The 10095-nt window shown below is 71.0% G+C and carries 11 protein-coding genes; 6 read left to right on the plus strand and 5 right to left on the minus strand.

The genetic code is table 11. The features are described 5' to 3' along the window. Positions 1-912, plus strand: a 912-nt coding sequence (locus G3I65_RS03900; protein ID WP_160694826.1) for a sensor histidine kinase, incomplete at its 5' end; no start/stop codon positions are given. Positions 913-985: 73 nt separating this feature from the next. Here the strand turns inward: G3I65_RS03900 and G3I65_RS03905 are convergent. Together G3I65_RS03905 and G3I65_RS03910 are read right to left on the minus strand one after the other, a co-directional pair. After that, positions 986-1591 (minus strand): DNA-binding response regulator, encoded by a 606-nt coding sequence (locus G3I65_RS03905; RefSeq protein ID WP_086860973.1) that lies wholly within the window; start codon positions 1589-1591, stop codon positions 986-988. A gap of 265 nt (positions 1592-1856) precedes the next feature. Then, the gene (locus G3I65_RS03910) at positions 1857-2609 is read right to left on the minus strand and encodes a helix-turn-helix domain-containing protein (protein WP_160694828.1); all 753 of its coding nucleotides are present in this window, start codon (positions 2607-2609) and stop codon (positions 1857-1859) included. 455 nt (positions 2610-3064) lie between these two features. Here G3I65_RS03910 and G3I65_RS56345 point away from each other — a divergent pair, with 455 nt between their 5' ends. Beyond that, positions 3065-3241, plus strand: coding sequence for a hypothetical protein (locus G3I65_RS56345; RefSeq protein WP_166639637.1), 177 nt, complete (start codon positions 3065-3067; stop codon positions 3239-3241). A 313-nt stretch (positions 3242-3554) separates the two neighbouring features. Further along, positions 3555-4160, plus strand: coding sequence for a DNA-binding response regulator (locus tag G3I65_RS03915; protein WP_125314964.1), 606 nt, complete (start codon positions 3555-3557; stop codon positions 4158-4160). A gap of 46 nt (positions 4161-4206) precedes the next feature. On the opposite strand, the gene G3I65_RS03920 is transcribed toward G3I65_RS03915, so the two are convergent. Together G3I65_RS03920 and G3I65_RS03925 are read right to left on the minus strand one after the other, a co-directional pair. Next, positions 4207-6594: a sensor histidine kinase gene (locus G3I65_RS03920; RefSeq protein WP_160694830.1), complete on the minus strand. Its 2388-nt coding sequence runs from the start codon at positions 6592-6594 to the stop codon at positions 4207-4209. Between the two features lie 179 nt (positions 6595-6773). Beyond that, positions 6774-7289, minus strand: coding sequence for a DUF899 family protein (locus tag G3I65_RS03925; protein ID WP_160694832.1), 516 nt, complete (start codon positions 7287-7289; stop codon positions 6774-6776). 160 nt (positions 7290-7449) lie between these two features. Here G3I65_RS03925 and G3I65_RS03930 point away from each other — a divergent pair, with 160 nt between their 5' ends. Next, positions 7450-8070: an L-threonylcarbamoyladenylate synthase gene (locus G3I65_RS03930; RefSeq protein ID WP_160694834.1), complete on the plus strand. Its 621-nt coding sequence runs from the start codon at positions 7450-7452 to the stop codon at positions 8068-8070. A gap of 6 nt (positions 8071-8076) precedes the next feature. On the opposite strand, the gene G3I65_RS03935 is transcribed toward G3I65_RS03930, so the two are convergent. Then, the gene (locus G3I65_RS03935) at positions 8077-8742 is read right to left on the minus strand and encodes a maleylpyruvate isomerase family mycothiol-dependent enzyme (protein ID WP_160694836.1); all 666 of its coding nucleotides are present in this window, start codon (positions 8740-8742) and stop codon (positions 8077-8079) included. A gap of 127 nt (positions 8743-8869) precedes the next feature. Here G3I65_RS03935 and G3I65_RS03940 point away from each other — a divergent pair, with 127 nt between their 5' ends. Together G3I65_RS03940 and G3I65_RS03945 are read left to right on the plus strand one after the other, a co-directional pair. After that, the gene (locus G3I65_RS03940) at positions 8870-9253 is read left to right on the plus strand and encodes a YciI family protein (RefSeq protein ID WP_160694838.1); all 384 of its coding nucleotides are present in this window, start codon (positions 8870-8872) and stop codon (positions 9251-9253) included. Beyond that, positions 9250-10095: RNA polymerase sigma factor (locus G3I65_RS03945; RefSeq protein WP_160694840.1), on the plus strand; the 846-nt coding region annotated here is incomplete at its 3' end. The genes G3I65_RS03940 and G3I65_RS03945, both read left to right, overlap by 4 nt.

The raw sequence follows: 10095 nt of genomic DNA on the forward strand, positions 1-10095 counted from the left end.
CTCGGGTTCGGGCCGTTGCTGCCGCTGGGGGAGCCGTGGAGCTCCGCGGGCGGGTTCTTCGCCGGCGGCCTGCTGCTGGTGGCCCCGCCGGCCAGGGCGGTCCCCTGGGCGCTGCTGGCGTGCGTCGTGGCCGGGGTCGTTTCGACGGTGCCGAGCTTGCCTGACGGCTGGCTCGAGGCCGGGCTCGGGAGCGCGGTGTCGGCCGGCGTGGCGGCGCTGTCGCTGTTCGGGCTCGGGACGGCCGCGAGGGTGGTCGCCGGGCGGGCGAAGGAGGTGTGCGAGCTGAAGCGCCGGACCATCGCCGAGGAACGCATGCGGTTTTCCCGCGACCTCCACGACCTGCTGGGATTGAGCCTTTCGGCCATCACCCTCAAGGGTGAACTCGTGGATCGCCTGGTGCCCGGCAAACCGGAGCTGGCCAAAGCGGAACTGGCCGAGCTGCTGGTGATGTCCCGGCGCGCGCTGGCCGACGTCCGCACGATCTCGGCCGGCTACCGCGAGCTGTCGCTGGACGAGGAGTGCCGCGCGGCGGCGGACGTGCTGAGCGCGGCGGGCACCCGCGTGACGGTCGCCCGGTCCGGCATCGGCGAGCTGCCCTCACCGGTGGCGACGACGCTGGGGACGGTGCTGCGCGAAGGCGTGACGAACGTGGTGCGCCACAGCACCGCGAGCTGGTGCGCGTTTTCGGTGAGCACGGAGGACGGCACGGCCTGGCTGGAGATCGTCAACGACGGCGCGAACGGCGCGGCCGACGGCGGCGAGGGCGCCGGGGCGGGGCTGCGCAACCTGGGCGACCGCGTGGAGGCGATGAACGGCACGTTGACGACCGAAGTGGGCCCGGACGGCACCCACCGCCTGCTGGTGGCCATCCCGGTCGGCTCGGTACGCCGGGAACGCCCCCGCGCGAGCTGAAGCTTTCCCCGCATCCGATGCGGGGAAAGTCCCCTTCAGCTCGCGTCGAAAGCGCTTTCCGGGACCGGGGCGGTCAGAGCCATTCCGCTTCGGTCGCGATGCGGATCGCGTGGACCCGGTTGCGGGCGTTCAGCTTCGTCACCACGGCGGCCAGGTAGTTGCGGACCGTGCCCGCCGACAGGAACAGCTCCGACGCGATGTCGGCCACCGTGCGGCCGCGGGCGGCCAGCGACAGGATCTCGATTTCGCGCGGGGTCAGCGGGCAGTCGTCGGTTTCCCAGGCGGCGAGCGCCAGTTCGCTGTCGATGACCCGGCGTCCGATCGCGACCGAGCGGACCGCGTTCGCCAGCTTGTCGGACGGCGCGTCCTTGAGCAGGAAGCCGTTCACCTTGGCGTCCAGGGCCCGGCGCACCGTGCCCGGCCGGCCGAGGCTGGTCAGGATCAGCGTGTGGACGTCCGGCAGGCTCTCGTGGATTTCGATCGCGGCGGAGAGGCCGTCCTTGCCCGGCAGGTCGATGTCGATGATCGCGACGTCGGGCTGGGCCGCCTTCGCGGCGGGCAGGATCTGGTCCCCCGTGGACACCTCGGCCACGACCTCGATGTCGGATTCGAGGTTCAGCAAGGCGACGAGCGCGCCGCGGACCATGTGCATGTCCTCGGCCAGCAACACCTTGATCACGACGGTACCTCGCACCCCAGTCCGACGACTCCGAACAGTAATTGTACGCCATTGCGCGACGACGCCGGAGTTTCCCGGAAGTGAAACCCCGATCGCGCACCGGGGGAGAATGCCCCTCAATTCCCGCGCACTTACCAGAGATAGGCGGGTGCCTGCAATCCCGCGGCCGATGTCGGCACGTTGGGCCGAACGGCCGCGGGTTCGTCCCCAGTCCCCCCACGCCGCCCGCGTTCCCCGCGCGGGCGGCACATCCCCAGTGGTCCGGTCAGCTCGCCAGCGACCGCGAAACGGCGGCCTGGCGCAGGTCCGGGAGAGCCAGCAGGACGGGCGGGTCGAAGCCGTGGCGCGGGCGCAGCCGCACGTCGGCCAGGCTCGCCGTGACGCCGCGCTGGATGTGCACCGGGCCGGTGAGTCCGGTGAACGGGCGCAGTGCCTGGTTGCCGTCCTGCGCGCACGTGCCGAAGGCGTGGGTCAGCACGTACCACGACCCGAGCGGGACGTCTGCCAGCGCGTACGGTCCGGGACCGGGCACGACTACGTGCCGGGCGGGCGTGCCCTCGGCGATGCGGGCGCTGAAGAGCCCGATGAACACGGGCCCGACGTCGGCCGGCGACGAGAGGCGCAGCTGCCCGCGCACCGTGGCGCCCGAGCCCGGCTCGGCCTGCCGGTCGGCGATCCGCGGCGCCATGCCGTGCAGCTGGCGGTAGCCCGACGGTGAGATGCCGACGCTGCCGCTGAACCGCGCGCTGAAGGTGCCGACGCTGTTGTACCCGACCTGGTGGCTGATGTCGGCCACCGAGATCACGGTGGTCGCGAGCAGGCGTTTCGCCTCCGCCAGCCGCAGGGCCGAGAGGAACCGGCCGGGCGAGAGCCCGGTGACCCGCAGGAACACGCGGGTGAAGTGGAACTTGCTGAACATGGCCGCGCGGGCGAGGTCGTCGATCGTGAGCCGCTCGCCCAGGTTGTCTCGCATGGTCACGATCGCTCGTGCCACAGCTTGCCGGACGATCTCATCCATGGTAGGCCGTCCTTCCGGTCGAGGAGTGCCGCCCGATCGCCTTCCCGGCGAAGGCACCCGGTGCGGGAATTGATTCCGGCTAAAACTGTAGATCCGTTGGCGTCTACTTCTTAAGTGCTCTGTGCACCGGTCGACGTGGATTTCACCGGTGGTCGACATGCGTTTTGCACATGCCCCGTTTGCCCCGGTTTCGAGCGGGTAGCCGACGTGCACCGGACGTGTGTCACCCGTGCCGGTGATGGCGAAGTGCAGTCGCGCGACCGCGCTTGGTCACGAAATCGGCGTGATCCGCTCAGGTTTCGACTTCTTGTTAGGCCGTTCGGAGTCCGCTTCGGAACCGCACGGACCATGTGTAAGCCACAGGCGCCCGATGATGCGGGCACTGGCTGCCGTTGCGTCGTTCAGCGACGATTTATGTCACGTGAAGTATTCATCTTCGCCACTGGGGAGCAACAATGTCCGCACAGTTTTCCGCTGAAGTACGCACGCTTTTCGCCGACATGGGTATCGAGTTCGAGAAGGCCGCGACCGACTTGGCGATCGACCGCTTCGAACAGTGGGGCAACGGCGGTACCGACGTCCGCCCGGTGCTCAACAGCATCTGCCGCGTCGATTTGCTCGAAGCCGCCTGACGGTGTTTGTGCAGTTCCCGACGGTGCTGAGCTGGTCACGACGGACATCTCCCGCGTCCGCGGTGGCCGGCTCGGCGCATGTGGAGCACCCGACTGTCCACACTCGCCGGTCGGCAAGTCACCCACAGCCCGGCCGGTGTGCCAGTCACGGCCGGTAGCTGTCCGGTCGCGAACCGGTATTTTTAACCTGGCACTTACCTGGCCCGGGGTATTCCGCGGCAGTGGTGGCAAAGTGGTGCCCGAATGGTGCAACCGATTCGTCAAGCAGAATGTTTAACTGAGCTTCTGGGGAATCGTGAGTGCGGAGGCACCCGTGATCAGAGTGCTGGTTGCCGAGGACATGCACATCGTGCGGGGCGCGCTGGTCGCCCTGCTGCGGCTGGAACCCGACATCGAGGTCGTCGCGGAGGTCGCGTCGGGGCTGGAGATAGTGCCCACCGCCAAGGCCAAGCAGGCGCAGGTGGCGGTCATCGACATCGACCTGCCGGGCAAGGACGGCCTCACCGCGGCCGGTGAGCTGCACGAACAGCTCCCGGAGTGCCGGACCCTCATCCTGACCAGCCTGGGCAGGCCGGGGACGCTCAGACGCGCCCTGGACGCCAAGGTCGGCGGCTTCCTGCTGAAGGACGCGCCCCCGGACAAGCTGGCCAACGCCGTCCGCGGGGTCCTCGCGGGCCGCCGCATGGTCGACGGGGACCTGGCGCTGGCCGCCTGGGACACGGTGGACTGCCCGCTCACCGGCCGCGAGCTCGACGTGCTGCGGATGACCGCGCAGGGCTACGGGACCGTAGAAGTCGCCGCGCGCCTGTACCTGTCGGCCGGCACGGTCCGCAACTACCTGACGACCGTCGTCGCGAAGCTCAACGCCCGCAACCGGGTCGACGCCATCCGCATCGCCGAAGAGTCCGGCTGGCTCTGACGGCCGCCGGATCGGGCAAAGAGGTACAGACCAGTATTTCCGTGGTTCAGACCGGTACGACCGCGCGCAGCCGGAAGCGGCCGTCCGGCTCGACCCCGGCGGTGAGCTCGCCGCCGAGGTCGGCGACCCGGTGCGACAGGTTGCCGATCCCGCTGCCCGGCGAGGTCTCCCGCGACGCGACGACGGAACCCGGGACCCGCGGTGCGGGCACCGCGGGTTCTTCGACCGCCTCGGGCTCCGGGCCCGACCCGTTCCCGCCGTGCTCGACGCCGTCGTTGACGATGTCGAGGCAGATCCCCTCGCCCGTGCGGCGCATGGCGATCTCGCAGCTCTCCACCCGGCTGTGCCGCAGGACGTTCGTGACGCCTTCGCGCAGCACGACGGCCAGCACCGTCCGCACCGGCATCGGCAGGTCGTCCTCGAGCATCTCCATCCGCACCCGGACGTCGGCGGCCGCCAGTACCGACTTCGCGGTGCGGGACTCGCTGTCGAGGGACAGCTCGCGGTAGCCGCTGGCGACCGACCGGACGTCGGAAAGAGCTTGCCGCGTCAGGCCGAGGACCTCGGTCAGCTCTTCGGCGGCGCGGTCGCGGTCCAGGGGGAGCACGCGCGCGGTCAGCTCGCTCTTCAGCGCGATCGCGGACAGGCTCATGCCGAGCAGGTCGTGCAGGTCGCGGGCGAACCGCAGCCGTTCCTCGGCCAGCGCCATCTCGGCCAGCCGGCGCCGGGTGCTGTCGAGCTCGGTGACCAGCCGCACCAGCCACAGCAGCCCGAACACCGCCAGCCCGGTCAGCACGGTGGCCGCGGTGTAGAAGACCGTCGACGTGATGTTCGCGCCCGAAATCCGCTGGATCTCCGCGTAGGCCGCGATGTTGACGGCGAAGAACGCCCAGCCCGCCACCGGCGGCAGGACCAGCAGGGAGCTGCCGATCAGCAGCCCGGGCACGCTGACCCAGTTCGGGCCCAGCGGCAGCAGCGGCAGGTAGGTCAGGCAGGCCTGGACGAACAGCATGCCGTAGCTCTGCGTCGACCGCAGCTGGGTCGAGGGCCGGTTGAAGTACGAGAACTGCAGCGCCAGCAGCGCCACGACGCAGCCGACGACCAGGGCCACCTGCCACGCGTCGGTGGTCAGCTGGAGCGCGTGCACGGTCGCGCCGCAGCCCATCATGGCCATGGCCGTCGGCAGCAGCCAGCGCACCCGCTTCGACAGGCTCACCGACTGCCGCTCGGTCTCGGGCGCGGCGGTGCTCGCCGTCCGGTCGGGTATCGGGAGTTCGACGCGGAGCCGGAAGCGCCCGTCGGCGTCGGCCTTCACGGTCGCCGTGCCGCCGAGCGCGGCGACCTCGTCGGGCAGGGCCGAGAGCTTGCTGTCCGGGGCGAGCACGGGATCGTCCCTCGTCACGCCGTCGTTGACGATCTCGAGGGTGACCTTGCCGTCGTGGTACCGGATGTCGATTTCGCAGTGCTCGACTTCGCTGTAGCGCAGGACGTTCGTGACGCCTTCGCGCAGCACTCGCGCGAGCAGCGTCCCGGCCTGGACCGGCAGCTCGCCCCGGTCGAGGTGGATCTGCACGGCGATGTCGGACGCCGACAGCAGCGACTCGGCCGTCCGGGACTCCTTCTCCAGCGACAGCTCGCGGTAGCCGTGCGAGACCGCGCGCACGTCGGACAGCGTCCGCTGCGCCGTCGCGGTGATTTCGGCGAGTTCCGCCTTGGCCCGGTCCGCGGACTTGCGCATCAGCCGGTGCACGAGCTCGCCCTTGAGCGCGATCGCGGACAGGCTCAGCCCGAGCAGGTCGTGCAGGTCGCGGGCGAAGGCGAGCCGCTGTTCGGCGACCGCGCGCTGGGCCAGTTCGCTGCGGGCCTCGTGGAGCTCGTTGACCATCCGGGGCAGCCGGGCCAGCAGGTAGAACAGGATGATGTAGAAGACCGCCGCGAACGCGCTGTAGACCACGGACAGCGGCTCCGCGTCGTTGTACCAGTAGATGAAGACGATGCTGAGGCAGACCGCGCCCGCCGAGGGCCAGGCGTACTTCGGCGGCAGCACGAGCAGCACCGCGCCGCCGACGAAGTCCGGCATGTCCGCCCAGAAGAGACCGAAGGTCGCGACGGGGACGTAGGCGAGCACGACCATGACGGCGAGCAGGACCCGGCTGGTCACCGCGTCCAGCCGCGCGGCCGGCCGGCTGAACCACAGCAGCTGGATGCCCAGCAGCCCGGCCGCGGCGCCGATGGCGTACGTACCGTGCCAGACGTCGATCGACGACGGCAGCAGGCTGACCACGCCGATCACGCCGAACCCGGCGATGACGGTGACGAGGATGGCCGCGGCCAGGTACGTGGCCAGTCTGGGGCGCCGGTCCGCCGCGGTGGTGCCGCGCGGTTCGGCGGTCGCTGAGCGCCCGGTGGGCTCGAGTGCGGCGACCGGAGACATGGTTGCGAACCCCTCGGAATCTGCGTGGCGGCCGGTCCGCTCGGGAAGCCGGAACGTGGGCGCGGTGTGCATGCGTGCGGTAGATCCTAACTCACGGGAGCGCGCCGAAAACGGTGCGAATGCGCGCGGAACGGTCCCGGCGACCTGTTCGGACACCGGAAAAAGGGGGTTGACAGGGGTCAGTGGCCGCCGGCTCCGGGCGGGAACCCGAACGCGTGCGCGAGCAGGCCGAGGAAGTCGAGGCGGGGCACGGCGACCGACCCGGTGTGCAGCACCGAACCCCCGTCGAGCCGGAAGAAACTCAGCCCGGACTCGTCGTCGTCCCACGAATCGCCGCCCGCGGCACCGGGGATGTGCCGGGTCGCGGGGAAGTCGTCGGTGAACCGGGTGCCCGCGGCCGAGAACACGGCGACGTCCCACCCGAGGTGCCGCCGGTACTGCGCGAACTTGGCGTAGGACGCGCGGGACACCAGCACCAGCCGCAGCCCGGGGTCGTCCAGCGCGGCCGCGACGTCGGCGGCGGGCACCAGGTCGGCGGGTCCGCTGTGGTCGGCCATCGGGTGGTGCACGGCCAGGCGCTGGTGACCGCCGAACAACTCGGCGAGCGAGACGCGCCCCCGCGAACCCTCGAACAGGTACTCGGCCCCGGCGACGACGCGGGGGCGTTCCAGCTCCGGCACGGTCAGCTCCGTCACGACTCGTCCTCCCTGGCTGTGGTCCCACAGCGGATTGTGCGGCGGTGCCGTGGTGGGAGCCCAGCGTTCGGCGCGGGAACCGCACCTTAGGAGACGCGCCCGGCGTGTCGCGGGAGAGGCCCGCCGTGCCGGTCCGGGCGGGCGACCCTAGGCTCGGGCCATGGCACGCTATTTCGACCTGCACCCGGAGAACCCGCAGAAGCGGTCGCTGGGCCAGGTCGTCGAGATCCTCCGCGGTGACGGGCTGATCGCCTACCCGACCGACTCGTGCTTCGCGCTCGGGTGCCGGCCGGGGAACCGGGACGGGCTCGACCGGATCCGCAGCATCCGCAAGCTGGACCACCGGCACCACTTCACGCTGGTCTGCCAGGACTTCGCGCAGCTCGGGCAGTTCGTCATCGTCGACAACGCGGTGTTCCGCGCGATCAAGGCGGCGACGCCCGGCAGCTACACGTTCATCCTGCCGGCCACCAAGGAGGTGCCGCGGCGGCTGATGCACGAGAAGAAGAAAACGGTCGGCGTGCGCATCCCGGACCACCGCGTCACCCAGGCGCTGCTCGCCGAGCTCGGCGAACCGCTGCTGTCGAGCACGCTGCTGCTGCCCGGCGAGGGCGAGCCGATGACGCAGGGCTGGGAAATCAAGGAAGAGCTCGACAACGCCCTGGAAGCGGTCCTCGACTCGGGGGACTGCGGGGTGGAGCCGACGACCGTCGTGGACTTCTCCTCGGGGGAGGCGGAGATCCTGCGCGTCGGTGCCGGCGATCCTGCCCCGTTCGAGTGACGCCGGTCAGCTCTCCAGCAGTTCCAGCCATTCGGCGGTGTGCCGCCCGGTGAACGTCAGGCCCAGGTCCTCGGCGAACCGGCGGCCGGTCACCAGCAGGCAGAAGTCCTCCGCCGGGCCGGTGACGCGGTCGGTCGCGTTCTCCGGGCCGAAGTCCCAGCGGGTTCCCGACGGCGCCACCAGCTCGAAGCGGAACGGCTTCGCGGGTGGCGTCTCCTGGTGGCGCCGGTAGGCGCGGTCCCTGGTCCGGACGCCGTAGTAGGCGACGTGGCCGATCGAGTCGTCGCGGCGGGGCTGGACGCCGAACAGGTCGGCGATGTCCTGGCCGCCGGCGAACACCTCGGTCAGCACGGCCGCGGCGAGGACCGACGGGCGCAGCGGGCCGTCGCTCCACGGCAGCTCCGGCTCCGGCGGGGCGGACGCCAGCAGCGCGTTCGCCTTCCGCTGCTCGACCAGCCAGATCAGGATGGCCTCGTCGAGCGAGTCGTAGGAGATCTGCGGGGTGACGCCGAAGGCACCGGGGTTTTCGACGCTGAGCCGGACCAGCCGCGCGGTCGACGTCAACCGGGCGAAGTGCCCGGTGATGTTCGGGCCGGGACCGTACCCGTGGCGTTCCGCCAGTTCGGCCAGCGCCTCCGTCTCGGTCTGCAGGTCCGTGAACACGTCGGCCATCGCTGCCGCCCTCCTGGGGTCCGGGACTGCCCGGGTCCAGGCTGGCAGGCGGGCTCGCGGGGGCTCCACTCCGCGGTTGCGACGTCCGCCTCGGCTATGTTCATCCGCACGGACGAAGGGAGCGGGCGTGAAGTACCTGCTGGCGATGTACCTGAACCCCGACGTGATGGCGAACCTCTCCGAGGCCGAGATGGACACCATCATGACCGGGCACCAGGATTTCATCCGCACGATCAGGGAATCCGGCGAGATGATCAACACGCAGGCGCTGGGCGCGGTCGCCGACAGCTCCGTCGTGCGGGTGCGCTCGGGCCTGCCGGCGGTGACCGACGGGCCGTTCCTGGAGTCCAAGGAGTTCCTGGCCGGCTACTACCTCGTGGAGTGCGCGAGCAAGGACCGCGCCGTCGAGCTCGCGGCGATGATCCCCGACGCCGCGATCGAAGGGCTCGGCATCGAGGTGCGCGAGGTCGTCTTCTTCGCCGACGCCGAAACCGAAGTCCCCATGGCGTGACCGGGGTCGCCGAGGTCCTGCGGCCGCTCGTGCCGCAGGTGCTGGGCGCGCTCGTCCGCCGGTACGGGCAGTTCGACGCGTGCGAGGACGCCGTCCAGGAGGCCCTGCTCGCGGCGAGCGAGCAGTGGCCGTCCGACGGGATCCCGGAGAACCCGCGCGGCTGGCTGATCACGGTCGCGACCCGGCGGCTCACCGACCTCTGGCGCAGTGAGAGCGCCCGGCGGCGCCGGGAAGAGACGGTCGCCGTGCGCGAGCCGCCCGCCGTCGTCGCCGGTCCCGGCGAAGAGCGGCCCCCGGAATCCGACGACACGCTCACGCTGCTGTTCCTGTGCTGCCACCCCGCGGTTTCGCCGCCCTCACAGGTGGCGCTGACGCTGCGTGCGGTCGGCGGTTTGACGACGGCGCAGATCGCCAGCGCGTTCCTGGTGCCCGAAGCGACCATGACGCGCCGCATCACCCGCGCGAAGGAAAGCATCGCGGCGGCGGGCTCGACGTTCGGCGAGCCGTCGCCCGCCGACTTCCCGGAGCGGCTGCGCGTGGTGCTCCAGGTGCTGTACCTGATCTTCAACGAGGGCTACACGGCGACGTCCGGGGAGCAGCTGCTGGACGTCGAGCTGGCGGCGGAGGCGATCCGGCTGACGCGGGCGGTGTGCGCGCTGATCCCGGGTGAAGGCGAGGTGGCGGGGCTGCTGGCGCTGATGCTGCTGACGGACGCGCGGCGGGCGGCGCGCACCGGCCCCGACGGGGAGCTGGTCCCGCTGCCGGAGCAGGACCGCACGCGCTGGGACGCGGCGATGATCGCGGAGGGCGCCGGGCTGGTCCGCGCCGTGCTCGGCCGCGGG

The sequence above is a fragment of the Amycolatopsis sp. SID8362 genome (assembly GCF_010550475.1).
GTDB classification, from domain to species: domain Bacteria; phylum Actinomycetota; class Actinomycetes; order Mycobacteriales; family Pseudonocardiaceae; genus Amycolatopsis; species Amycolatopsis eburnea.

Excerpts from the sequence above, each read along its gene's own strand:
- G3I65_RS03910 (WP_160694828.1), bottom strand. The coding sequence starts at position 2,609 with ATGGATGAGATCGTCCGGCAAGCTGTGGCACGAGCGATCGTGACCATG.
- G3I65_RS56345 (WP_166639637.1), top strand. The coding sequence starts at position 3,065 with ATGTCCGCACAGTTTTCCGCTGAAGTACGCACGCTTTTCGCCGACATG.
- G3I65_RS03920 (WP_160694830.1), bottom strand. The coding sequence starts at position 6,594 with ATGTCTCCGGTCGCCGCACTCGAGCCCACCGGGCGCTCAGCGACCGCC.
- G3I65_RS03930 (WP_160694834.1), top strand. The coding sequence starts at position 7,450 with ATGGCACGCTATTTCGACCTGCACCCGGAGAACCCGCAGAAGCGGTCG.
- G3I65_RS03935 (WP_160694836.1), bottom strand. The coding sequence starts at position 8,742 with ATGGCCGACGTGTTCACGGACCTGCAGACCGAGACGGAGGCGCTGGCC.